This window comes from Thermomonospora echinospora, assembly GCF_900108175.1.
Lineage (GTDB): Bacteria > Actinomycetota > Actinomycetes > Streptosporangiales > Streptosporangiaceae > Thermomonospora > Thermomonospora echinospora.
Map to the genome: position 1 here is coordinate 121335 of NZ_FNVO01000009.1, position 24287 is coordinate 145621.

The window sequence follows — 24287 nt, forward strand, 5'->3', positions numbered from 1 at the left end:
CCTGTCGACGATCATCGATGCGGAACAACGACGAGTCGCTGATGATGGGATCAGCCGGGCTCATCGATCGAGGACGGGGGCCGATGACGCGGATGGACCTGCGCGAACTGGAATGCTTCCTGGTGCTGAGCCGGGAACTGCATTTCGGGCGGACGGCCGAGCGGCTCTACCTGTCGCAGAGCCGGGTGAGCCAGTTGCTGCGCTCCCTGGAGCACCGGGTCGGCGCCCCGCTGGTGGAACGCACCAGCCGCCGGGTCCGGCTCACCCCGCTCGGCGAACGCTTCCTGGAGGACGTGCGCCCCGCCTTCGAGTCGCTGCACGAGGCGATGGAGCGCGCCCGCGCCGCCGCCCGGGGGGTGGACGGGACGCTGCGGGTCGGGTTCGTCGGGACCCCGAACGCGGCGGTGATGGGCACCGTACTGGCCTTCCAGGAGGGCGGCCACGGCACCGAGGTCGAGGTCGTGGAACTACCGCTGGCCGACCCGTTCGGGCAGGTCCGCTCGGGAGAGGTGGACGCGGCGTTCGTGTGCCTGCCGGTGGCCGAGCCCGGCCTGGTGGTCGGCCCCACGTTCCCCGCGCAGCCGGTCACGGTGGCGGTGTCCCGCACCCATCCGCTGGCCGGGCGGGCCGCCGTCCACGTCGAGGAACTGGCCGACCACCCGCTGATCCAGATCGCCGACCCGGCGCCGCGGTACTGGGCGGAGATCTTCTCCCCGGCCGTCACGCCCGCCGGCCGGCCGATCCCGCGCGGCCCGGTGGTCGCCACCCTCCAGGAGGCGCTGACCATGATCGCGGCAGGCCGGGGCGGGCTGCTGTTCTGCGCATCGACGGCCGCCTACCACTGCCGGCCGGACACCACGTTCGTGCCGGTCGAGGGACTACCGGAGTCCCGGTTCGGGGTGGTGTGGCGATGCGCCGGAGAGAACGCCCGCATCCGCGCCCTGGCCTGCGCCGCAACCGCCGCCGCCACGAACTCGGCGTAGGGCGGGACGCAGCCCCGTCGCCCTGCGCGGGGCCTGGGCGTGGTCAGGTGGCCTCGTCCAATTGTTTGGCCAGCCGCTCCAGGCCGCCCCTGATGAGCTGCCCATACCCGTCGTCGCCAAGCGCGCCGATCTCGGCCCGCGCCTGCTGGAGGTGCTCACGGGCGCGGTCGAAATCGCCCAGCTTGCGATAGCACTCACCCAAGTTCAGGTGCAACGACGGATACAGGCCGGCCACTGAAAGCGGCACCCCGGCTTGAGCCACCCGCTCATCGGTGACGAGAGCGACGGCGGCGAGCGCTCGCAGATCCCACATCAGCTCCTGGCGCACGTCGTCCTGCACGTCGGCCATCGAGTGGGCGAGGACGCAAACATGCAGCGGGTCGCCTTGCTCACCGCCGATGTCGTCCCAGATCTGCGCGAACAGGTCGCGAGCGGCTTCACGCTGACCCTGGTGGTGATGCAACTCCACCGCCTGGCCGATCCGGGTCATCGTCGGGTCGGTGGTCATGTGCAGCTCCTTCACCACAGCGGGCAATCGCGGTCAGCCTACTGACCCGACGTGCCTTACGGCCTTCAAAGCTGCTGACCGCCGCCGTCCCCGCTGAGCACCCACCACAGACCGTCCCGCCTCACTCGACGCATAAGCCGATGACCTGCGGCTTGTCCCGATCTGCCCGCTCAGCTTCTGGAGCGCTGCGGTGGTGTCGTCGCTGGTGCATCCGTGATGGCACGCTGGGTGCCGACGTGCTGGAGTTCGGCGAGGAAAAAGCCCGTGGCGTACACGGCCGAGCAGTCCAGCAGCCGCCACGGGCTGCCGGTCACCAGCATCTCCAGCTCGTACGGCGACACCATCAGCCGGTCGAACCACGCCGACGCCCAGCACCGGTATCGCAGCCGCATCCGCACCTGGCCGGGCATCCGGCCGGCCTTGCGGTTCGTGTCGTGGTAGCGCAGGTGCTCGGGCGGGCGTACGGCGTAGGGGTCGCGTCCGATCGCGTACATGCGGGCGCCCGGACGGGCCAGCCTCGCCAGGCTGCCGAGCACCTTCGGGGCCTGCTCGCGGCTGCCGAGCAGACCGAGGTTGCCGCCGAGGAGCATGATCGTGTCGAACGTACCGAGGTCGCCGGGCCGCTGAACGGTGCCGAGCCGGGCGTCCAGGCCGCGCGACCGGGCCACCTCGACCGCGCCCGGCGACGGGTCGATGCCGACGACCTCCTGGCAGTTCCGCATGGCGATCATGTGGCGGCCCGCCCCGCACCCGACGTCCAGGACCCGCCCGGCCGCCAGCTCGACCGCGCGGCGCTCCGGAACCATCCACTCGTCGGGGCGGGTGAAGTAGCGGAAGGCGTCCTCCACGCTCACGAAGCCGTCGGACCGCTCGATCACCTGCCGTGCGACGCCGCGGCGGGCACCGGCCCGGTAGCAGTCGCGCAGCAGCTCGCCGAAGCCGTCCACGCCGGGCACCTGCGGCGACTCGGCGGCGGCCCCGTAGTCCAGGCAGCCTTTGGCTGGAGTATCCATGGTTGTTCTCACTCTCGGGATGGCGGATGTGCCGACCCCTCCTCAGCATCGGCACATCCGCGTCTCGGAAGGAGCAGCGGCCCCAGGGGGTCGGATGAGGCCGCCACCCCGCTCTACTGGCCGCCGGCCTCGCCCTGACCGGTACGCCAGGTGGGCCGTACGAACACGGCATCCATCACCGCGCCCCCATCCCGGCGCGGTTCACGCGGGGCTCGCTATCAGCCCGAGCCGGGTCAAGGCCCGGCGGAACCGCCCTGGTCGGCGGACGGCCTCATGGCGGCCGTGGCGGGCCGCCGGGGTGGTGGAGCCCCCGCCCGCCGGACGATGCTGCGGCCTCCGGCGGGCGGGGGGCTGGTCCCCGAGCGGTCTGCGGCGCTGGGCCTGGCGCTGCGGGAGGACCGGCCGGGGGGTCGGGGGGAGAAGCTGCTTGTAGTGCTGTTCGAGCAGGGCGGACAGGCCGGCGGCGGTGTGCGCCTCGATCAGGCCGGTCGCACCGGTCGGCGCGGCCAGCCACCGGCCGGACTTGGGTCCGTACCAGGCGGCGGCGTCGGGGAACTGGGCACGAAGCTCGCTCTGCTGCCGGTGCCGCGTCTGCTCCTGCGAACGAGGTACGGGGATCGGCCACGCAGGGGGCGCTAGGCTCTTACTCACGTCAGGACTCGCTTTCCTGGCCAGGCCCCGGAACTCCCCGACGTTGCAGCGTCGGGCCGGGGCCGCTTGGTTACACATGGTTAGTGAAACCACGTCACACGGCGTAGGCCAGAGGGCATGATGGGGGGACTGGCCGACCCCCCTAGGGGGACGTCCGCTCCCCCAGGGGTGCGGGGTGACCGGAAGGTGCACGCACCATGAGCCGAGCCGAAAGACGAGCCAAGATCACCCCCGAAGGACGCGCCAGAGGAGCGCGCCTGCGGACCGAACGCGACCATCGCGGATGGGGCCGCCGCGAGTTGGCCCGCCTCCTGCTCGACGCCATCGATGACAGGCAAAAACCCTCACACGTCACCGTCGCCAGCCACATCAAAGAATGGGAGGATGGCGGCGGAATCTCCGCCATGTACCGCACCGCCTACGCCACAGTGTTCGACCTCCCTGAGGCCGAACTATTCGCCCCCACCCAGGCCACCCCGCCACTCTCGCCGTCCGACTCCGGCGAGGTCCGCGCCGTTCAAGAGCTTTCGCAGCCCTATTCCACCGACCCGATGGGTACCGTGGGCGTGAGCCCTGTTCCCGACTTCAGGGATGACGACATGAGACGTCGCGCTGCACTCCAGTTGCTGGCCGCGCTCGGTGCGGGAACGGCCATCCCACCGGGATCTCTCGAAGGCGTCCTCAGCGGGATCGATGATGCGCTCGGCAACCCTCTCGATCTGGACGAGTGGGAGCGCACCGTCCACGAGTACGGGCAGTTGCTCATCACCCGGCCGGCCGGAGCCCTGACCAGGGACCTGACCTCCGACATCATCACCGTCGGCGAATTGCTCAGGCGGCAGCTCGCCGAACCGGAGCGGCAGCGGATGCTGCGGGTCAGCGCCGGATTGTCGGCATGTCTGGCGATCAACTTGGGGGACCGGGGCGACATCCGTGCCGTACGCACCGCTTGGGCCACCGCCATACGCGCCGCTGACGCCTGCGGCGATACGGACCTGCGTGTATGGGTGCGTGGCCGGGCCGCCCAGGAAGCTTGTTGGACCGGACGGCCGACCTCCACCGTCGTCGCCCTGGCCGACGAAGCCGTCACGATCGCGGACGGGGGGCCGTCCGCCGGGCTGGCCCGCGCTCATGCCGCACGCGCCTACGCCGCCGTCGCCCAGGGCGACACCGCCCAGGCCTATGCCTCCCTGGCCAAGGCCAAGCGCACGTTCGACGGGCTTCCGCACCAGGACGGACAGTCGGTGTTCGCTTTCCGGCAGAGCCAGTTGCGGTGGACCGAGTCCTACGTGCACGCCCTCTCCGGGGACCGCCGGGCTCACGCGACGGTGGCGGAGGCTGAGAGCCTCTACCCACCCGACGCGCACGGCCCCCGCTCGAACCTGGCGCTCATGGACGCGGCTGCGCTCATCCAGGCGCGGGAGGTGAAGACGGGACTGGAGCGGGCGATCACCGCCCTGGAACGCCACCCTGACGCCGCGACCGCCGGAAGGGCGTCGCTGACAGGACAGATCCTACGGACACTGCCACCCGAGGCCCGCAGGCTGCCCGCTGCCCGCGAACTGCAAGCGCTGACGGCCAGCGCCTGATCATCCGCCGTTCCTCAGAGGAACATCCGTACCCCTAACGGGCGCGGGCAACCCAGAAGGTGTGCGCACCATCAGCCGAGACCGCCCCAAAGAACGCACTAGCGCAGCACCCCCAACATCCCCCGCCCAGCGGATCCCGCCGATCTTGACGTTATTGCACCCTGAACCGCGTTCAGGCAACAATAACGTCAAGATCGGCGGGAATTGAACGCTCTGCGGACGCGCTCACACCCCCTCTACACTCCGAATTTCGGCGATCTTGACGTTATTGCGCTCTAGGTGCCGTTCAGCCTGCAATAACGTCAAGATCGGCGAAGACACGAGCCCGGCCGAAGAGGTGCAGCGGGCCGCACGGCGCTTCTACCGGCCCGACACCCCCTGTACTCGTCGGTCCGGCTCGGCCTTTACAGCGCCGTCGCGTACGCCCGCACCGATCCCGGCGAGGGCGGCCGACAGGCCATGGACGTCATCGAATCCGTCCCGCCCGCTACCTCACCAAAGGATGGGGCGCCTGTCTTTCCCAGCCGTGCGAAAGCCCCGCCGACAGGTGACCGGCGGGACCTGGCGGGTCAGCGTTCCTTGGTGAAGTGCTCCAGCGGCACCTTGATGAAAATGCTGGCGGCGCGTACCGCGATCGGGCCGTCCGGGCCGCCGAGGCGGGCCTCGCCCTCGATGTAGGCCTTGCGTCCGTCCACTCCCGTGCAGCGGGCGGTGAGGTGGACGACCGAGCCCACAGGGACCGGGGCGAGGTAGTCGGTCTCCAGCCGTCCGGTCACGTACCGGCCGCCCAGCAGCCAGGCCGAGGTGCCGAGGATCTCGTCCATCGCCGAGGCGAGGATCCCGCCGTGCGCGAGCCCCGGCGCCCCCTGGTGCTCGGGCTGCACGGTGAACTCGGCGTAGGCGGTGCTGCCGTCGTGGCCGGTGCGCCTGATCCGCAGCCCGTGCGGCACGTCCGGGCCGCAACCGAAGCACGCGTTGCCCAGGACCTCGCCGACGTCCTCCATGTCGCGGACGGCGGAGGCGTCCACGACGGGGACGGCCGCGTCCGACGGCGGCGTGGTGAGCGGCGAGGCCGCGCTGGAACGCCTGGCGGCGCGGGGCTCACTGGGACTGGTCATGCTTCCAGACATTACATATCGACTGCGTTCGGCGGAAAGCCGTAAGCATGGAGAGCCACATCACGTCAGGGCCGTTCGCCGGGGGTTCGGGCGGAGGTCACAGCACGCGGTTCTCCCGGTCCGGGATGGGGTTGTGCCACTCGCAGAACACGACGGTGGCGTCGTCCTGAAGTTGCCCGCCGTGATAGGCGAGGACGGCGCCCATCAGGCGGCGCAGGGTCTCGGGGACCGACAGGCCGTCGGCCTGGTGGCGGATGATGAATTCGGTGAACCTGCTCAGGCCGAACTCGCGGCCGTAGGCGTCGCGGGCTTCGGTGACGCCGTCGGTGTAGAGCAGGATCCGGTCGCCGGGTTGCAGGTCCTCACGGCACACGGTCACCGGCAGGTCCAGGTCGGTGCCCATCGGATGGGCGGGCAGGCAGTTCAGGGTGGTGACCCAGCGTCCCCCGCGGATCAGGACCGGGGGCTGGTGGCCGCGGTTGACCCAGCTGAGCCGGCCGGTGACCAGGTCCAGGTCGGCCAGCACGCCGGTGATGTAGCGACCGGGGCCGAACTGCTCGATCAGCACCCGCTCGATGCGGTCGCTGATGGAGGCCAGGTCGACGCCCTGGCGGCGCTGGTTGCGGCAGGTGGCTATGGACAGGTTCGCCGTCAGCCCGGCGGCGATGTTGTGGCCCATGGCGTCGAAGACGGCCAGGTGCAGCGTGTCACCGGCCATCGCGTAGTCGAAGGCGTCACCGCCGACCCGGTAGGCCGGCTCCAGCACCGCCGAGATCGTGACCTGGCCGTTGGCGAAGGACCGCGGCGGCACCAGCGCCCACTGCATCTCGGCGGCCACGTTCATCTCCTCGGTACGCCTCAGCCGGGCGTAGGAATCGCTGGAGAGGTTCTTGCTGATCAGTTGCAGGCCGATCATGGACGCCAGATGCTCCAGCGCCTGACGCACGTCATCGCCGCCGTCGCCGTCGGCGTCGGCGTCGGCGTCGGCGTCGCCGTCGGCGGCGTCGGCCCGCAACACGCCCAGGCGTTCGGCGCCCTCCAGGATCGGCACCCAGTACCGCTGCCGACCCGCACCGGCGCCGGGGGCGGCGATGGTGCGGACGTCGCGGAAGGCCCGCCCGGCCAAGGTGTTCTCGATCGGCAGTTCCTGCCCTCCCTCACCGGCGTCCAGTCCCTGACCGGTCAGCTCCCGCAGTACCTGCTGACGCAGGTCGGCCACATAGATGTGGACCTGCTCCAGATCTGCCACCGCGGCCTGCTTGGTCACCAGGCCCGGCAGTTGCTCGATCCCGGTCAGATGCCCGGCGCGCAGTAGCTCGCCCAGCATCCGCAGTACCTTTTCAACACCGGGCATCAGGCCCCTGCCTCCTCCGACCACAACGCCCGATCACGGCCTCAGCCGCCCTCGTCCTCCGGCCGCGATCCGGGCGGCGGACCATCGGGCAGGGTGTCGGTGACGGTCAGGCAGCGGGCCAGCCCGGTGATGTCCAGCAGACGGGTCACCGGGCGGCTGGGGGCGACCAGAACGAGCCGGCCGCCGACGGCGACCAGGCGTTTGTGAACGTTGATGATGGCGTTCACGCCGCTGGAGTCACAGAAGGCCAGGTCGGCCAGCCGCAGCGCCAGACGGGGCGGGGGCGCCCTGTCCGCCGCGCCGGCCAGGACCTCGTCCAGGCGGCGGGCCAGCGAGCCAACCGTGGTGAAGTCCAGCGCGCCCGCCAAGGCCAGGACGGTCCAGGGGCCGCGCCGCTCCAGGGTCACGTCCAGCGCTTCGGCCGTCATGCCGCCGTCGACGGTGTGGCCGGAAGGGTCATCGGGGGGAACATGCGGCCAGCGAACGCCGTCGGGAGTGGACGGAGCAGGACGGACACCGATCATCGAGAGCTCCCCGGAGGCGTGTCGGGCGGCCCATCGTGCGGACCTCCTTTCAGACCTGTCGGTGTGCCCGCTGAAACTCCCCCGAGTGCCATGGCCCGTTCAAAACCGGCCCAAGAAAACGGAAACCGCGGCGGCCGGGACCGTGCAAGTACCCTCGCAGGCAGTGATGACCGACACCCTCGACCTGCGACCGCTGACCGCCCGCTCGGTGGTGCTGAGCACGCTGCTCGGCTCCCACCCTCCGCGGATGCCCGCCCGCCACCTGGTCCGGGTCGGTGAGCTGTTCGGCATCGCCGAGGGCACCGTCCGGGTGGCGCTGTCGCGCATGGTCGCCGCCGGCGACCTCGTCCAGGTGGACGGCGCGTACCAGCTCACCGAACGGCTGCTGCGCCGCCAGGCCCGCCAGGACGAGAGCCGTTCGCCGCGCACCCGCCCCTGGGACGGCTCCTGGGAAATCGCGGTCATCACCGCCGAACGCCGGCCCGCCGCCGACCGCGCCGCCCTCCGCCAGGCCATGGCCGGGCTGCGACTGGCCGAGCTGCGCGAGGGCACCTGGCTGCGTCCGGCCAACCTCGCCCTCGACCGGCCCGCCATCGTGGCCCAGCAGTGCACGTTCCTCCTCGGACGGCCCGAGCAGGACCCCCGGCGGCTGGCCGCCGCGCTGTGGGACCTGCCGGGGTGGGCGGCCACGGCCCGCCGCCTGATCGCCGCACTCGACCGGGCGGCCCCGGCGGCCGAACACTTCACCGTCTCGGCCGCCGTGCTGCGCCACCTGATGGCCGACCCGCTGCTCCCCGGCGAGCTGCTGCCGGACGGCTGGCCCGGCTCCGAGCTGCGCGCCCATTACGAACGCGCCGAGGCCGCGTTCGGGCGCTTCCTGGCCGACCACGTCCTGTCGGGCTCCCGGTGACGCCGCCCGCCGGGACGGGGCCCAACGGCCCATTGGCGACACTCGAACATAAACTGCTCGCCGTGAACGCTGAGTACGGCTACTGGGAGACCGTCCCCACCCGGTGGAAGGACAACGACGTCTACGGCCACGTCAACAACGCCGTCCACTACTCGGTGATGGACACCGTGATCAACGCCTGGCTGATCCGGGAGGCGGGCCTGGACATCCACCGGAGCCGCTCCATCGGGCTGTGCGTGGAGTCGCAGTGCGTCTACAAGGGCTCGATCGAATTCCCCGAGCCCTTCCGGGTGGGCCTGCGGGTGGGGCATCTGGGCCGTTCCAGCGTCCGCTACGAAGTCGGGCTTTTCCGCGAGGACGGCGAGACCCCGGTCGCCGAGGGCCGTTTCGTCCACGTGTTCGTTGACCGCGAGACGCGCCGGCCCGTGGAGATCGGCGAGCCGATGCGCTCGGCGATGAACGCACTGCTGACCGGCCCGACCGAAGAGACCACCGCATGACGACGAACGGCGAGCCGATGCGCGAACCGCCGGCCGGCCGAACCGAAGGGATGACCGCATGACGATGAACGGCGGACGTGCACTGGTGCTGGGCGGCGGTGGCGTCGCCGGGATCGCCTGGGAGGCCGGTCTGCTCGCCGGTCTGGCCGAGCAGGGGGTGGACCTGACCGGCGCCGACCTGTTCGTGGGGACCTCGGCCGGGTCGGTGGTCGGCTCGTTCGCGGCGCACGGCGCCGACATGACCGAGGCGGTGCGGCGGATGTCGGCCCGCGCCGAGGGCGACGGCCGGGGCACCGCCCCCGCCGACGTGGACCTGAACGTGGTGCTGCAGGCCTTCGCGATCCTCTACGACGCCTCCCTCGACCCGCAGGAGGCCCGCGCCAGGGTCGGCCGGATGGCGCTGGAGGCCGAGACCGAGGCCATGGCCGCCGTGCTGGAGGAGGTCGGCACCCGGCTGCCCAGCCAGGAGTGGCCCGACCGGCGCCTGCTGATCACCGGGGTGGACGTCGAGGACGGCTCGTTCGTCGTCTGGGACGGCTCCTCCAGCGTCCCGCTGGCGCTGGCGGTACGGGCGAGCTGCACGGTGCCCTGCGTCTTCCCGCCGGTCGCCATCGACGGCCGCCGCTACATGGACGGCGGCTGCCGCTCGGTCACCAACGCCGACCTGGCCAAGGGCGCCGCCGCCGTGGTCATCGTCGAGCCGATGGCGCACCTGACCCCGCGCGCCACCCTGGAAAAAGAGCTCGCCGAGCTGGGCGACGCCCGCACCGTCGCCATCGGCCCCGACCAGGCCACCATGGAGACCTTCGGCGCCGACCTGCTCAGCCCCAAACTCTGGGGCCCCGCCTTCGACGCCGGCCTCCGGCAAGCCTCGGCCGTCACCGACGACGTCCGCAAGGCATGGGAGCCGTCCGTGTGACACCGCCCGTCACCGGCCGGGCCGCAAACGGCCGCCGCCTGCGGCCGGCCGGTGCGGGCCGCCCGTTCAAGAGCAGCCCTCGAACTGCGGGACGGCGATCGTCCCCAGCTCCAGACCGGTGCCGTCGAACCATCTCAACAGCAGCCTGCGGGCGGTGCCGTCCTGGTACATCTGCGTGATCGCCCGGTTGAGCGCCTCACAGCCCGCCACGTCGCCCCGCCGCATACCGATCCCGGTCCGCTGCTCGCCGAAGCCGGCGCCGACCAGCCGCAGGCCGGCGCCCCTCTCCCGGGCGATCAGCCCGGCCAGGATCACGTCGTTGGTGGTGATCGCCTCCACCTCGCCGGTGCGTAGCATGGCCATGCACCGGTCGTAGTGGGGGGCGGGCACCGGCACCGCGGGCACCCCCCGCTCCCGCACCACGCGCTCGGCCGCGTTCGCGCCCTCCACCGCGCAGATCCGGCGGCCCTTGAGGTCGCGCACGCCGTTGATCCGGCGGTCACCGGAACGCACCAGAATGTCCTGGTAGGAGACGTGGTACGGCCCGGCGAAGGCGACCTTGAGCTTGCGCTCGGGGGTGACCGAGAACGTGCCGAACATGAGGTCGGCCCGGCCCGACAACAGCAACGGCTCGCGGTCGGCGGCCAGCGCCGCCACGAACCTGACCTTCCAGCCGAGCCGGACGGCCAGGTCCCTGGCCACGTCCACCTCGAAGCCCTCGAACGTGCCGTCCGGCCGGCGCAGCCCGAGCCCGGGAAGGTCCGGCCGCACTCCCACCACCACGGTCCCCTTGTCGAGGATCGACGAACCGCCTCCCGGACCGGCGCAGGCACCGCAGGTCAGGACGGCCAGAACGACCAGGGCGAACGACACCACCGGCGACCGCATCGTCCCTCCAAACGGGTGTCCGCCGCGGACACGCCGGGTCAACGGCCACCGGCACGACGGCGGGCCGGGCACGGCTCCGCCCGCCATGCTGGGGCACCCGCCGCCACTGGTCAAGATCTTCAGGCCCGTCGATCCGGTCGCCCGGCCGACTCGGGGAACGCACCCTGGTCCGATGACCGGTTCCGGTCATGGACGGAAAAGGGAACCGAGATCCATCCGATCCCGTCGAATCACCCGTGCAGCAAGGAGACGGGAGGTCGCGGGCGGTACCGTTCGAATGCCCGGCTCAAGGCCGCCCGGAACGCGCCCCGGACAATTCGATTGGGCAACAACCAGACATATCTGTATCATTCGCCTCACGGTGTGCCGGGAAGCCTGGTCGGCAAGGACGACCGGGCTGTCCATCGGCCGGCAACACCGCCAGTCTTCCGGTCGTCCCCGCAAACGACCCGGTCACCGACCGGGTCGAGACGGCCACGGGTCCCCGCCACCAGGCGGGGGCGGACGCGGGGGAGGTCGGTTAGACCATGGGCGAGTTCGTCGGGACGGTGTTCGCCTTCCCCACCGTGCTCTTCACCTTTTCGCTGCTGGTCGTCGTCGGCTACTGGGCGTTCGTGGTGCTGGGCGCCGCCGACCTGGACCTGCTGGACGGCGACGCCGAGGCCGGGGCCGCGGGCCTGGGCGGTTTCCTGGGCGCGCTGCGGCTGGGCGAGGTGCCGGTGACCGTCGCGCTCTCGCTGCTGATCGCCTTCTCCTGGTTCTTCAGTCTGGTCGGTGCCGTCGTGCTGGATCGTTTCGACCTCTCCTCGCCCCTGACGCTGGCCCTCGGGCTGCTGGCGCTGACCCTGGCCGTGGTGGCCGGCTGGCTGGTCACCTGCCTGGTGGTGATGCCGCTGCGCAAGGCCCTGCCGCAGGTCCGCGAGTCGTCCCGGCACGACTTCGTGGGCCGGATGTGCGTGATCCGCACGTCCACGGTGGGGCCCGACTTCGGCCAGGCCGAGATCACCTCGCCGGACGGCTCGTCGGCCATCATCCAGGTCCGCCAGGAGACCCCCGATCCCCTGGCCGAGCCGCTCACCGTCGGCAGCAGCGCCCTGATCTTCGACTACGACACGGCCGGCGAGTTCTTCCGCGTCATGCCCTACGACGCCGCCCTGGATCCCGACCGCCCCTTGCCCTGACCCGGGGCCGCCACCGCTGCGGCCCCACCGCTTCGACCTCGTTGTCCTGACCGCCCGTCGTTCCGCCTCGACGCCCCGGCCGCCCCACCGTCCCGACCTCGTTGCCCTGACCTCGTTGTTTCGACCGACCGTCGTCCTGAGTCCCCGCCGCCCTGACAGGACGCGACCTGACCCCCCGAAGGGAGCGCTGATGGAATCCATCACCCTGGGGCTCGGCGTGCTCATCGCCGTCGTCCTGCTGATCGCGCTCGGCCTGGTGATCATGACCAGCCGGCTGTTCCGCAAGGTGGAGCAGGGCAAGGCGCTGATCATCTCCAAGGTGCGCAAGGTGGACGTCACCTTCACCGGCGCGGTGGTGCTGCCGGTGCTGCACAAGGCCGAGGTGATGGACATCTCGGTGAAGACCATCGAGATCGCCCGTACCGGCCGTGAGGGCCTGATCTGCAAGGACAACATCCGCGCCGACATCCGCATCACGTTCTTCGTACGGGTCAACAAGACCGTCGAGGACGTCATCAAGGTGGCACAGGCGATCGGCACCGAGCGGGCCAGCAGCCAGGAGACGCTGCAGGAACTGTTCAACGCCAAGTTCTCCGAGGCCCTCAAGACCGTCGGCAAGCACCTGGACTTCGTCGACCTGTACACCCGGCGCGAGGAGTTCCGCGACCACATCATCCGGGTCATCGGCACCGACCTCAACGGCTACAGCCTGGAGGACGCGGCCATCGACTACCTGGAGCAGACCCCGCTGACCTCGCTGGACAAGTCCAACATCCTGGACGCCCAGGGCATCCGCAAGATCACCGAGCTGACCGCGATCGAGCACGTGCGCACCAACGAGTTCCAGCGCAACGAGGAGAAGGAGATCACCCGCCAGAACGTCGACGCCCGGGAGGCCATCCTGGAGCTGCGGCGGCGGGAGGCCGACGCCGAGGCCAAGCAGCGGCGCGAGATCGAGACCGTCAAGGCCCGCGAGGAGGCCGAGATCGCCCGGGTGCAGGCCGAGGAGCGGCTGCGGGCGCAGACCGCCCACATCCGCACCGACGAGCAGCTCGGCATCCAGCACGAGAACAAGGCCCGCGAGATCGCGGTGGCCGAGAAGAACCGCGAGCGGGTCCTCGCCGTCGAGTCCGAGCGGATCGAGAAGGACCGGCTGCTGGAGGTCATCGCCCGCGAGCGGGAGACCGAGCTGACGCGCATCGCCGCCGACAAGGAGGTCGAGGCCGAGAAGCGGGACATCGCCGAGGTCGTCCGGGAGCGGATCGCGGTCGAGAAGACCGTGGCCGAGCAGGAGGAGAACATCAAGCGGCTGCGCACGGTCGAGGAGGCCGAGCGGACCCGCCAGGCGCTGGTCATCCAGGCCGAGGCCGAGGCGCAGGAGGCGCTGGTCAAGGACATCAAGGCGGCCGAGGCCGCGGAGGCGGCGGCCAAGTTCAGGGCCCGCGAGGAGCTGGTGCTGGCCGAGGCCCGGCAGCAGGCCGCCGACCTCGACGCCCGCGCCAAGATCCGGCTGGCCGAGGGTGTGCAGGCCGAGGAGGCCGCCGCCGGGCTGGCCCAGGCGCAGGTCCGCGCCCGCAACGCCGAGATCGTCGAGCGGGAGGGCCTGATCGAGGCCCAGATCCGCGAGCGCAACGCCGCCGCGATCGAGAAGGAGGGCCTGGCCGAGGCCACGGTCGAGCGCGAGAAGCGGGCCGTGGAGGCCGCCGCGCTGCGCGACCGGCTGCAGGCCGAGGCCGACGGCGAGAAGGACAAGGCGCTGGCCCAGGCCGAGGGCATCGCCGAGAAGCTCAAGGCCGAGGCGGCCGGCCTGACCGACAAGGCCGCGGCGATGGCCAAGCTGTCGGACGCCACCCGCGAGCACGAGGAGTACCGGCTGCGGCTGGAGGCCGAGAAGGACATCCGGCTGGCCGGCATCGACGTGCAGCGGCAGGTCGCCGAGCAGCAGGCCAACGTGCTGGCGGCCGGGCTCACCAAGGCCGACATCAGCATCGTCGGCGGCGACACGGTGTTCTTCGACAAGCTGGTCGGCTCGGTCGCGCTCGGCAAGGGCATCGACCAGTTCGTCGGCAACTCCGAGGTCACCCGTTCGCTGGCCGGCCCGTGGCTGGAGGGCAACGGCCGCTTCACCGAGGACCTGACCCGCGTGCTCGGCTCCATCGGCGCCGGCGACGTCCGCGACCTCACCCTGTCCGCCCTGCTGGCCAAGCTCATCAAGGCCGGCGGCCCCGACACCGACAAGCTGTCGGAGCTGCTGACCACCGCCCAGCGCCTCGGCCTGTCCGACGCCCCGGTCAACGCCCTGACCCCGCAGCCGGCCGTCTCCACGGTCAAGTCCGTCAACGGCGACCACTGACCCGTAGCGGGGTGTCGCGGGCGGCCGCCCGCCCGCGACACCCCGGCCCCGACCGGCCACCCGTGCACACCGGCACGGCGCGACGGAACGGTCCGGCGGATGGCCGTTCCGGAACGACTCGTGAACGGGCGGTCGCCGGTTGCGGTGGGCATGGCCGCCATACGCCACTAGGAGGATTCGTGACGGAGATCGCCACCGACGCCGCCGGGCATGCGGCCGTGCCCGGAGACGACGGCAGTGGCGGGCAGGCGGGCGGCCCGGGGATGGACAGCGGCACCTACGAGGTGCTGCGGGCGCGGCTGACCGAGCAGGCGGCCGAGCTGGCGCGGCGGGCCGAGACGCTCAACGCGCGCCGGGTGGAGGTCTTCGGCAGCGCCGAGCTGCGACTGCTGGGCACCGAGCGGATCCGTACCGGCAACAACTGCGTGCCCCGTGACATCGTCCCGGTCACCGGGGCCGTCGTCCCCGCGGACGGGGAGCCCGGTCACCAGTCGGGGCTGATGCTGTTCGGCTACAACGTGTTCATCGGGCTCAAGCCGGAGACGACGATCGACGACGTCTTCTCCCTGCATCGCTTCACCCGTGACGGCGATGCGTTCCGGTTCGATGACGTGGCCGCCGACGAGGCGCCGGGGCTGCTGCGCGACCCCCGCTTCGAGAAGGACTTCGCCGACCTCTACCGCTACTACCGCGACACCCGGCTGATGCAGTTGCGCCGGCTGGACGGCAAGCTGCTGGCGGTGTTCCAGACCGGGGCGCGCACCACCGACATCCGGGTGCTGCGCTGGCAGATCCACCCGGACGGCACCGCCGAGTACCTCGACGCCCAGGGCGAACGCGACCACGTCTTCCCGCCCTCGCACGACTTCACGTGGGTGCAGACCACCCGCGAGCAGCACGTCATGGGCCGCCACCCGCACATCTCCATCGAGGACGAGCTGTTCGTGGAGACGGTCGGCGGCGACCTCACCGTCAAGATCGAGAACAACACCGAGTCCGGCGAGGGCGTCTACAGCGAGCCGGTCGACGAGCCGCTGCAGAGCCTGGCCGACGCCGATGTCCACTACGCCCGGATCGGGTCGCTGATCTGCCTGCGCGTCCGCCCGTACAACGAGACCGAATGGCGGCACCTGATCTTCAACACCCGCACCAAGGACGTGGTGCGGCTGGACGGCATCGGCCAGGCGTGCCAGCGGCTGCCGGAGGACCACGGGCTGATCTTCCCCGGGGGCTACTACCTGACCACCGGGGCCGCCAGGACGTTCGACACCGACGTGGCCGGCCTGGAGTTCGAGCGCGTCATCCGTTCCACCAACGGCGAGGACGTGCTGTACGTCTTCCACGCCCGCGCCGAGGGCCGCACCCTGCTGCTGCCCTACAACGTGATCCGCAAGCAGGTCGCCGCGCCGCTGCCGTGCCACGGCTACTCGCTGTTCGACGACGGCACGCTGGTGGTGTTCCGCGCCACGTCCGACGAACCCACCCGCGTCCACCCGATGCAGGTGTGGCAGACCCCGTACCTGTCGGACGCCTACGCCGCCGCGCAGCCCGTCGGCACCGGCCCGCTGGAGCGGGTCGGCAACGCCGAGCTGGTACGGGGCATCTCCGACTGCCTGTCGGTGTCGCGGATGGTCGGCGAGATGGCCCCGTCCACCGCCGTCTACGAGGGCCTGATCTCCGCCTGCGCCCGGGTGTTCGACCACTACCACTGGCTGGGCGAGGCCGAGCTGGGCGACCTGCGGGCGCCGCTGACGGCCGTCCGGGCCGCGGCCGAGCAGGTGCTGGAGGAGTTCGAGAACGTCCAGGCGCTCACCGCGCAGGCCGCCGAGGCGGTGAACGAGGCCGCCACCAAGATCGCCTCGCTGGTGCGGACGGTACGGGGCGAGGCGCCCAAGACCGCCGACGCCTGGGTGCAGCAGCTCGCCGCGCTGCGCCGCGAACAGGGCCACCTGGTCACGCTGCGCGAGCTGCGCTACGTCGACACCGAACGGCTCGACCGCCTCGACGCCGACCTGGACACCGAGCTGGCGGGCGCCGGACGGCGCGCGGTGGCGTTCCTCCAGGGCGAGGACGCGTTCACCGGCTACCACGCCGACGTGGAACACCTGGTCGCCGAGGCCGCCGAGATCACCACGGTCGCGGCCGCGAAGCCGCTCGGCGAACGGCTGGCCGAGCGGTCGGCCGCACTGGAGACGGTGACCGAGGTCGTCGGCTCCCTCGACATCGCCGACGCCACCGTGCGCACCCGGATCCTGGAGCGCATCGGCGAGGTCCTCGGCGGCGTCAACCGGGCCCGCGCCACCCTGGAGGCCCGTCGCCGGGAGCTGCTGGCCACCGAGGGGCGGGCCGCGTTCGCCGCCGAGTTCGCGCTGCTCGGCCAGGCCGTCGCCGGGGCGCTGGCGGTCGCCGACACCCCCGAGCGCTGCGACGAGCAGCTCGGCCGGCTGATGCTGCGGCTGGAGGACCTGGAAACCCGGTTCGGCGACTTCGACGACTTCCTGGCCGAGCTGTCGGCCAAGCGCGAGGACGTCTACGAGGCGTTCTCCTCGCGCCGGCAGTCGCTGCTGGACGAGCGGGCCCGCCGCGCCGACCGGCTGGCCGCCTCCGCCGACCGCACCCTGGCCGGGGTACGCCGCCGGGTGGCGAACCTGGCGTCCCTGGACGAGATCAACACCTACTTCGCCGCCGACCCGATGGTGGCCAAGCTCCGCCAGGTCGCCGAGGAGCTACGGACGCTGGGCGACGCCGTACGCGCCGAGGAGCTGGAGGGCCGGGTCAAGGCCGCCCGCCAGGAGGCCGGGCGTTCCCTGCGCGACCGCGCCGACCTGTTCACCGACGGCGGCGAGAGCATCCGCCTCGGCCGGCACCGCTTCGCGGTCAACACCCAGCCGATCGACCTCACCCTCGTCCCGCACTCCGGCGGCATGGCGTACGCCGTCACCGGCACCGACTACCGCTCCCCCGTCGAGGACGAAGGGTTCACCGGCACCCGCGCGTACTGGGACCAGCCGCTGGTGTCGGAGTCCCCCGAGGTCTACCGGGCCGAGCACCTGGCCGCGTCCATCCTCGCCATGGCCGAGAACGGCGCCGGGGGCCTCACGCTGGAGTCCCTGCACGAAGCCGCCGTCACCGAAGACGCCCTCCTGACGGCCGTCCGGAAGGTCGCCGAGTCGCGCTATGACGAGGGCTACGAACGCGGCGTCCACGACCACGACGCCACGCTGATCCTCCAGGCTCTGCTGCGGCTGCACTCGGCTGCCGGCCTGCTGCGTTACCCCCCGTCCGCCCGCGCCGCCGCCCGGCTGTTCTGGGCGTACGGCACGGACGAGGCCGCCCGCACCCGCTGGACCCGCCGGGCCGCCTCCCTGGCCCGCGCCCGCGCCGCCTTCGGCTCCGCCCCCGCCATCACCGAACTCCACGACGAGCTGACCCAGGCCATCGCCGTCTTCATGAACCGGCACGACCTCAATGTCACGCCGTCGGAGTCCTCGTCCGGGTCCGCCGACCTCTCCGGGGGACGACCGGACGGGCTCCGCTCCAACGACCCCGCATCACCACCGGCCGACCCGGCCGACCCGGCCGACCCGGCCGGCTCGTTCGGCTCGTTCGGCTCAGGGATGGCCTCTGGATCCGCGGTGCAGGGGCGGGGCGCTCGGCCTGACCCGTTGGCCGGGGAGTACCTGTTCGAGGAGCTGGCCGGGAACGTTGGCGGTTTCGTCACGGGGGCGGGTGCCCGCAGGCTGCTGGAGCTGTTCCGCCGGGCGCTGGGGGGCGGCGGCTCGCACTCGCTGACCGCCTTCGAGGACGACCTGCGCGCGCTGGGCGACGACCTCGCCGCCCGACAGCAGCTCGTGGAGGCGTGGCTGCGCGCCTTCGCCTCGTCCCAGGGCGAGGCGGAGGGCTTCGAGATGGACCTGCCCGAGGCCGTCGCGATCGAGCTGTGCGGCGCCGCCGTTCCGCGTCACGACTCGTCCGCCACGTTGAGCGCCACCGTCGAGGGCCTGCTGGGCGCCCACCCGCGCATCACCGATCGGCGGCTGGACCTGCGCATCGACGAGTTCCTCGCCCGCACCCGCGCGTTCCGTACCGAACGCGTCCCGGCCTACCGGGCGTACCAGAAGCGGCGCGGCGAGCTGGTCGATCGGGAACGCGCCCGGCTGCGGCTGGAGGAGTACCGGCCCAAGGTGATGAGCGCGTTCGTCCGCAACCGGCTGCTGGACGAGGTCTACCTACCGCTGATCGGCGACAACCTGGCCAAGCAGCTCGGGGCGTCCGGCGACGCCAAGCGCACCGACCAGATGGGCCTGCTGCTGCTGATCTCCCCGCCCGGCTACGGCAAGACGACGCTGATGGAGTACGTGGCCAGCCGCCTCGGCCTGGTGTTCGTCAAGATCAACGGCCCCGCCCTGGGCCACTCGGTCACCTCGCTGGACCCGGCCGAGGCGCCCAGCGCCACCGCCCGCCAGGAGATCGAGAAGATCTCCTTCGCCCTGGAGTGCGGCAACAACACGCTGCTCTACCTGGACGACATCCAGCACACCAACCCCGAGCTGCTGCAGAAGTTCATCTCGCTGTGCGACGCCCAGCGCCGCATGGAGGGCGTCTGGAACGGCCGCACCCGCACCTACGACCTGCGCGGCAAGCGCTTCGCGGTGTGCATGGCGGGCAACCCGTACACCGAGGCGGGCAAGAGGTTCCGCATCCCCGACATGCTCGCCAACCGGGCCGACGTGTGGAACCTGGGCGACGTCCTGTCCGGCAAGGACGAGCTGTTCGCCCTCAGCTACATCGAGAACGCCCTCACCTCCAACCCCGTCCTGGCGCCGCTGTCCACCCGCGACCGCGGCGACCTGGAGCTCCTGGTCCGCCTGGCCAAGGGCGACGACTCGGTCCGCCCCGACCGGCTCTCCCACCCCTACTCCCAGGTCGAGCTGGACCAGATGGTGTCCGTGCTGCGCAAGCTGCTGCGCGTCCAGCAGATCGTGCTGGCGGCCAACCGGGCCTACATCGCCTCGGCCGCCCAGTCCGACGACTCCCGCACCGAGCCCCCGTTCCAGCTCCAGGGCTCCTACCGCAACATGAACAAACTGGCCGAACGCATCGTCCCCGTCATGAACGACACCGAGCTGGAATCCCTCATCGACGACCACTACCTAGGCGAATCCCAAACCCTGGCCGCCGGCGCCGAAGCCAACCTCCTCAAACTCGCCGAACTACGCGGCACCCTCACCACCGCCCAGGCCACCCGCTGGCACGACGTCAAACAGTCCTACCTCCGCGCCAAGGCCCTCGGCGGCCAGGACGACGACGCCGTCACCCGAGCCGTCGGCGCCCTCGGCCTCCTCGCCGACCGGGTAGGCGACATAGAACAGGCCATCCACCGCGCCACCACGCGCCCCACCCCGGCACCCTGACCGCCAGAACCTACAGCCCTCTGCGATTTTCAAGCCCTCCTCGCCCTTAAAACTGCACTATCCTGCAATTTCGTCCATATCTGTAATTATGGATGACCGAATACAGTTCGGAACTCATGGACAGCAGGTCGCCATTCCCCTAGATTTGCATCTCGGACTTCTGAGGGTGGCCGACCATGAAGATCTTCTCCACGGAGGGGCGAGGGATCTCCGAGGACGATGTTCCCGGTGCGCTCGCAGAGCGCGGAGTGCTCTACTTCCGCAATGGCGATCTGGGATCTGTGCGATCCCACGTCTTCGACTGGGGAAGGCCGTACGATCATCCGCATCAGAGCGCGCCCGGAATCACGCTGATCCGCGCCCGGCACACCCGGCCGCCGGCCGGGTTGAGCGGATTTACCAGGGACCGGCTGGCGCTCCACACCGATCGCGCGACCTGCGCCGAACCACCGGCGGTGGTCGCGACCCTGGTCCTGGCCGCCCCGCGGGCCGGAGGTCAGGCACTTCTCGCGGATTCGGCGCGGGTGCTGACCGCCTGGTCCCGGCGGCGAAGGCTCTCCACCGCCCGGAGATCGGCCTTTCTGGAAACCAGGAAGGGACGGACCCTACGGCCGCTCATCGACTCCGCACCGACGGGCGGGGTACGGATTCGTTTTCGCGATGACGGCATCGCCCGTCCGGCGGCCATGGGGCCGGCCGGTGAGGAATTCATCGGCGAGCTCAAAAGGCTGTGTTCGCGACCCGTGGTGCTGGACCTCGGCCCAGGCGAGGGATATCTGATCGACAACTATCGCTACCTGCACGGACGGCGGTCGTTCGTCGGAGAGCGCACCGTGGTCCGGTTCCTGGCGACGCCAGGCCCCGACCACACGATCCCCTTTGGTTTCGATGGCTAGGCGGCCGGTCGGGCGCGGTTCCCGGCAGAGCCCGCGCGCTCGGCTCGTCCAACGGCTCGCCGCGTTGCCCCCGGCGACGACGCCCGGTTTCTCCACCGGCATACGGGAGGTCGTCGAGAGCCTTTCCGACCCGGAGGCACAGCTTGCGGACGTGCTGCGCAGCACCCGGCATCCCACCGACGTGCGGTTCGCGGCCCTGTACGGCTGGCTGCTCAGGCTCCGGCGGGAGGAAAGGTACGCCGAGTACGAATCCGTGCTGAGGCAGTATGGTCACGAGTTCGAGCAAGAGCCCTATGTCTACACGTTCCACGCGATCGTCGCGCGCAACAGAGGAGACGCCAGTAGCCTGAGAAGCGCGGTCGAGTACTCCCGGCGCGCGGCCGAGCTGATGCCCGATGTGGCCGGGGTCGTGCACCAGCTCGCGGCCTTTCTGATCGAGTATCTCGAACGCTCCGACTCCGTCGTCGAAGCCGAGCTTCGGGAGGCGGAACGATCCGTGGACCAGGCGATAGCGCTGACACACGGGCAGATCGGCCACTATTTCGAGACCAGAGCCCGCATACTCGCGATCCGGGGAGACTTCGGCGCCGCCCGGGCCGCCGTCAACCAGGCCATAGAGCTGGAGCCGCGGACCACCCGGGACTACCAGCGGAGGCTGACGCAGTACCAGACCACCCGAATCCGCATCGAGCTGCTGCAACAGCGCGCGTACTGGCGGCGGCAGCAGGAGGACAATCGCCGCGAACTGACCGATTTCAAAGCACAGCAGTTGCAACTGCTCGGCCTGTTGGCCGCGGTGGTGGCCTTCATCGCGACCACGGGAAACCTCGCCGCCAGCGCCAGATGGCCGGACAGCATCCGCCTCATCGAAGGCATGGCCGGGTCCATCATCATCGTCTTCGCGTCGTTCACCCTGGCAAGTTCGAAGTCGGTATGGCGAGTCCTGTTCATGTACCTGGTGGGTGGGGTACTGCTGGTCGTGCCGTATCTAGTCGAAGGGTGACAGGTGTGAAGCTCGTTGATTCGGCAGGAGCGGCCGGCGCATCAGATCGGCTCTCCGAGGACAGATTCGGAATGTCCGGAAATTGCGCCTGGGTCATCGACGGCGCATCGGATTTCCGGAACGAGCGGAATCTGCCCGCCGTCTCGAACGTCCACTGGCTCGTGGATCGTCTGCAGGGCGCCCTGCAGACGCGCGGCGCCGACGGCACCGTCGCCTCGGGCACCCTCCTGCTGACCGAGATACAGGCCGAGATCGTCGCTGAACTGGCCCGCCACGACCTGCGGGAGATGCAACAGCATCCCTGCTGCTCCCTGACCCTGCTCGTGGTGCACGAAGACGTCCTGGAGATCGTCCGGGTCGGAGACGCGGTCGGTGTCCTGTGCGGTGACTCGCTGGAGCTGGAGATCAGCACCGGGTTCTTCGACGCGCGTGAGGCCGCCGCGGTCGAGCAGGCGCGAGCCCAGGACCTGACGATGGACGAGATCACCTCGGCGATGTACCGGCGGCGTTCGGAGTACATCCGCGGCATCAACGGCGAGTCGGTCTTCTCCGGCCATCCGGACGGGAACCTCTTCGCGCATTCCCTGCTGGTCCCTCGTCGGCGCGGAGCGGGCTTCGTCGTCCTGCTGTGCACGGACGGCCTGGCCAGAGCCGTGACGGAATACCGGCTCTTCGCCGACTGGCCTGCGCTGCTCAACGCCTGCCTGGCCAAGGGCGTGGATGCAGTGATCACCGAAATGCGCGCCTTCGAGGACGCGGCCGAGTCCGTGGCGGGCAAATTCAAGAAATCCGACGATGTGGCGGCCGTGCTGCTCCAGGTTTGACCGGCATCGGCCACGGCCGTCCGGCACCGGACGGCGCACGAGACCATCACTGCACCCGGTACCGCGAACCGGGGGCCGGCCCTGCGCGGCGAACAGGAGCGAACATGTCGACCACCGACCATCCCCCCTTCCTGGTCGAACGGAACCCCGGCTACTTCGAGTACCAGCTTCCCGTCTCGGTGAAGCTGATCATCGACTACGGCGGAAAGGTCCCGCTGCTCAAGAACGAGCGCGAGGAGTGGGAACTACCCGGCGGAAAGCTCGAAGTGGGGGAACGGCCGGACGAGTGCGTCGCACGCGAGGTCGAGGAGGAGTTGGGGCTGACCGTGAAGGTGGAGGATCTGGTCGACACCTGGGTCTATGAGATCACTCCACTACGCCACGTCTTTATCGTCACCTACGGAGCCCACTACACGGGCTTCCAGACCCCACGCAGCTCCAATGAGCACAAGGCCCTCGGCCTGTTCTCCCCCGGGGAGGTCGGCGGCCTCACCATGCCCGAGCAGTACAAGACGTCCATCAAGCGCTGGTACGCCATGACGGGCAAGCCGACCGCGTGACTCCGGGCACCCTCCCCCAGCAGCCGGTCACCTCATGACATCTGCGCGGGCTTCCCGGACGACCCATGCGGGCTACGGCTTGCGGCCTATTCCGCCGACGATGAGTCGGTCCCATGCCGTCGGCTCCCGGTCCGGTGGGGTGTCCGGGTGCCATTCGACCAGCGGCACGATGCCCGGGTCGACCATTTCCAGTCCGGTGAAGAAGGACTCGATCTCGTGCTGCTCGCGCCACCGCCCGCGGCCGAAGGACGCCTGCAGCATCTGCTCGATCTGCTGCGACTCCTCGTTGTGCTCGGTGCGGAAGTGGGTGATGAACAGGTGGCTGCCGGAGGGGACCGCCTCGCGCAGGGTCGCCACGATGCCGGCCGGGTCCTCCTCGTCCTCCAGGTGATGCAGGACCGCGCACAGGATGACGCCGACGGGCCGGTCGAAGTCGATCAGCTTCCGCGTCGCGGAGTCGTCCAGGATCCCGCGCGGATCACGGGCGTCGGCCTGGATCACCGCCGTGCGATCGTTCTCGTCCAGCAGGGCCCGGCCGTGCGCGAGCACGATGGGGTCGCTGTCGACGTAGACCACCCGGGACTCGGGAGCGTGCCGCTGGGCGACCTGGTGCACGTTCTCGGCCGTGGGCAGGCCGCTGCCGATGTCGATGAACTGCCGGATCCCCGCCTGCCGGACGAGGTACCGCACGGCGCGCCCGAGCACCCTGCGATTCTCGACGGCGATCGTCACCGCACCGGGCAACTGTTCCTTGATCATGTCGCCCACGGCGCGGTCGGAGGCGAAGTTGTCCTTCCCACCGATCATGTAGTCGTAGACACGGGCGATGCTGGGCACGGTCGGGTCGATCCCCACAGGCACCCGCCCGGCACCGGCCGACGGCTCCCCGATTCCTTCCACAGGTCACTCCCGACTGCCGAAGCCCCACCGAGCGCCCGCCGTACCGTACGACGCCGGTGCAGCCGATCTTAAGGCCGGACCTCTCAGGACTTCGTACAGTTCGCCGGATCGGCCACGCGACAGCCGGGACAGACTTCCCGCAGCACGGCGCCGAGCCGAGGCGCCGAGCCGAAAGGCTCCGGCCCCTCCACCGGGTAAG

General features: G+C 70.7%; 20 protein-coding genes. 12 read left to right on the forward strand and 8 right to left on the reverse strand.

Annotated features, from left to right (window positions below):
* The first annotated feature begins 83 nt into the window (after positions 1–83).
* A complete protein-coding gene (locus C4U03_RS21115) occupies positions 84–983 on the forward strand; it encodes a LysR family transcriptional regulator (protein ID WP_103939714.1) in 900 nt (299 codons plus the stop codon).
* 43 nt (positions 984–1026) lie between these two features.
* Here the strand turns inward: C4U03_RS21115 and C4U03_RS21120 are convergent, their stop codons facing one another.
* The 3 genes from C4U03_RS21120 to C4U03_RS21130 all read right to left on the reverse strand — a co-directional run bounded on the left by C4U03_RS21120 (position 1027) and on the right by C4U03_RS21130 (position 3155).
* The gene (locus C4U03_RS21120; RefSeq protein WP_103939565.1) at positions 1027–1491 is read right to left on the reverse strand and encodes a tetratricopeptide repeat protein; all 465 of its coding nucleotides are present in this window, start codon (positions 1489–1491) and stop codon (positions 1027–1029) included.
* 170 nt (positions 1492–1661) lie between these two features.
* The gene (locus tag C4U03_RS21125) at positions 1662–2504 is read right to left on the reverse strand and encodes a class I SAM-dependent methyltransferase (protein ID WP_103939566.1); all 843 of its coding nucleotides are present in this window, start codon (positions 2502–2504) and stop codon (positions 1662–1664) included.
* 201 nt (positions 2505–2705) lie between these two features.
* Positions 2706–3155, reverse strand: a complete 450-nt coding sequence (locus tag C4U03_RS21130) for a hypothetical protein (RefSeq protein ID WP_103939567.1) — start codon at positions 3153–3155, stop codon at positions 2706–2708.
* 197 nt (positions 3156–3352) lie between these two features.
* Between C4U03_RS21130 and C4U03_RS21135 the strand changes: the two genes are divergently transcribed.
* A complete protein-coding gene (locus C4U03_RS21135; protein ID WP_235018013.1) occupies positions 3353–4744 on the forward strand; it encodes an XRE family transcriptional regulator in 1392 nt (463 codons plus the stop codon).
* 569 nt (positions 4745–5313) lie between these two features.
* Here C4U03_RS21135 and C4U03_RS21140 read toward each other — a convergent pair.
* From C4U03_RS21140 to C4U03_RS21150, 3 genes are all read right to left on the reverse strand, one after another.
* Positions 5314–5862 carry a PaaI family thioesterase gene (locus tag C4U03_RS21140; protein WP_103939568.1) on the reverse strand — a complete coding sequence of 183 codons (549 nt, stop codon included), beginning with the start codon at positions 5860–5862 and terminating at the stop codon, positions 5314–5316.
* Between the two features lie 97 nt (positions 5863–5959).
* Positions 5960–7216: a PP2C family protein-serine/threonine phosphatase gene (locus C4U03_RS21145; RefSeq protein WP_200827371.1), complete on the reverse strand. Its 1257-nt coding sequence runs from the start codon at positions 7214–7216 to the stop codon at positions 5960–5962.
* Between the two features lie 41 nt (positions 7217–7257).
* Positions 7258–7644, reverse strand: a complete 387-nt coding sequence (locus C4U03_RS21150; RefSeq protein ID WP_160147050.1) for an STAS domain-containing protein — start codon at positions 7642–7644, stop codon at positions 7258–7260.
* A gap of 262 nt (positions 7645–7906) precedes the next feature.
* On the opposite strand from C4U03_RS21150, the gene C4U03_RS21155 reads away from it, so the two are divergent.
* The 3 genes from C4U03_RS21155 (at position 7907) to C4U03_RS21165 (ending at position 10069) form a co-directional block, all read left to right on the forward strand.
* Complete coding sequence (locus C4U03_RS21155) at positions 7907–8650, forward strand: PaaX family transcriptional regulator C-terminal domain-containing protein (protein WP_103939571.1); 744 nt, start codon at positions 7907–7909, stop codon at positions 8648–8650.
* Between the two features lie 62 nt (positions 8651–8712).
* Positions 8713–9150 carry an acyl-CoA thioesterase gene (locus tag C4U03_RS21160; protein ID WP_103939572.1) on the forward strand — a complete coding sequence of 146 codons (438 nt, stop codon included), beginning with the start codon at positions 8713–8715 and terminating at the stop codon, positions 9148–9150.
* A 58-nt stretch (positions 9151–9208) separates the two neighbouring features.
* The gene (locus C4U03_RS21165) at positions 9209–10069 is read left to right on the forward strand and encodes a patatin-like phospholipase family protein (protein ID WP_103939573.1); all 861 of its coding nucleotides are present in this window, start codon (positions 9209–9211) and stop codon (positions 10067–10069) included.
* 66 nt (positions 10070–10135) lie between these two features.
* Here the strand turns inward: C4U03_RS21165 and C4U03_RS21170 are convergent, their stop codons facing one another.
* On the reverse strand, positions 10136–10957 hold the full coding sequence (locus C4U03_RS21170) for a transporter substrate-binding domain-containing protein (protein WP_103939574.1): 822 nt from the start codon (positions 10955–10957) through the stop codon (positions 10136–10138).
* 527 nt (positions 10958–11484) lie between these two features.
* On the opposite strand from C4U03_RS21170, the gene C4U03_RS21175 reads away from it, so the two are divergent.
* The 7 genes from C4U03_RS21175 (at position 11485) to C4U03_RS21200 (ending at position 23188) form a co-directional block, all read left to right on the forward strand.
* Positions 11485–12138, forward strand: a complete 654-nt coding sequence (locus C4U03_RS21175; RefSeq protein WP_103939575.1) for an OB-fold-containig protein — start codon at positions 11485–11487, stop codon at positions 12136–12138.
* Positions 12139–12328: 190 nt separating this feature from the next.
* Positions 12329–14491 (forward strand): hypothetical protein, encoded by a 2163-nt coding sequence (locus C4U03_RS21180; RefSeq protein WP_103939576.1) that lies wholly within the window; start codon positions 12329–12331, stop codon positions 14489–14491.
* Between the two features lie 263 nt (positions 14492–14754).
* On the forward strand, positions 14755–19905 hold the full coding sequence (locus C4U03_RS21185) for a DNA repair ATPase (RefSeq protein ID WP_103939716.1): 5151 nt from the start codon (positions 14755–14757) through the stop codon (positions 19903–19905).
* Between the two features lie 176 nt (positions 19906–20081).
* Positions 20082–20801, forward strand: a complete 720-nt coding sequence (locus C4U03_RS21190; protein WP_103939577.1) for a TauD/TfdA family dioxygenase — start codon at positions 20082–20084, stop codon at positions 20799–20801.
* A 151-nt stretch (positions 20802–20952) separates the two neighbouring features.
* Positions 20953–21804 (forward strand): tetratricopeptide repeat protein, encoded by an 852-nt coding sequence (locus C4U03_RS40510; protein WP_160147051.1) that lies wholly within the window; start codon positions 20953–20955, stop codon positions 21802–21804.
* Between the two features lie 161 nt (positions 21805–21965).
* Positions 21966–22628, forward strand: a complete 663-nt coding sequence (locus tag C4U03_RS21195; RefSeq protein ID WP_327373279.1) for a hypothetical protein — start codon at positions 21966–21968, stop codon at positions 22626–22628.
* A 104-nt stretch (positions 22629–22732) separates the two neighbouring features.
* The gene (locus tag C4U03_RS21200) at positions 22733–23188 is read left to right on the forward strand and encodes an NUDIX hydrolase (protein ID WP_103939579.1); all 456 of its coding nucleotides are present in this window, start codon (positions 22733–22735) and stop codon (positions 23186–23188) included.
* Positions 23189–23260: 72 nt separating this feature from the next.
* Here C4U03_RS21200 and C4U03_RS21205 read toward each other — a convergent pair whose 3' ends face one another.
* A complete protein-coding gene (locus C4U03_RS21205) occupies positions 23261–24088 on the reverse strand; it encodes an SAM-dependent methyltransferase (protein ID WP_235018014.1) in 828 nt (275 codons plus the stop codon).
* Between the last annotated feature and the right edge of the window lie 199 nt (positions 24089–24287).